At 63.1% G+C, this 404-nt stretch carries 1 protein-coding gene; it reads right to left on the minus strand.

Annotated features, from left to right (window positions below; all coding sequences use genetic code 11):
• A partial coding sequence (locus tag ACYOEI_RS41185) for an NAD-dependent epimerase/dehydratase family protein (protein WP_462856489.1) occupies positions 1–404 on the minus strand: 404 nt, incomplete at both ends.

The following is a 404-nucleotide window of genomic DNA, read 5'->3' on the forward strand; positions in this document are numbered from 1 at the left end:
GCGCGGACGAGCTCGGCGATCCCGCGGTCGAGGTCGACCGTCGTCTCGAAGCCCTTCTTGCGGATCTTCTCGTACGAGACCTCGTAGTTCCGCTGGTCCGCGTCGCTGCCGACCTCGGCGAAGTGGAGGTAGAAGTCGACGTGCTCGAGGATCTTCCGCGCCACGTCTTCCTTCGTGAAGTTCATGCTCTCGTGGCCGACGTTGTAGACCTCGTCCTTGATCCCGTCCCACTTCTCGAGGGCGAAGATGATCGAGCGGGCCATGTCGCGGACGTGCACGAAGGTCCGCTTGAAGCCCCCCTCGTAGACGATCAGGTTGCGGTTCTTGACCGCCTGATAGGTGAAGTCGTTCGGCATCAGGTCGAGCCGCATCCGGTTGCTGACGCCGAAGGCGGTCGCGTACCG

This window comes from Singulisphaera rosea (genome assembly GCF_054877945.1).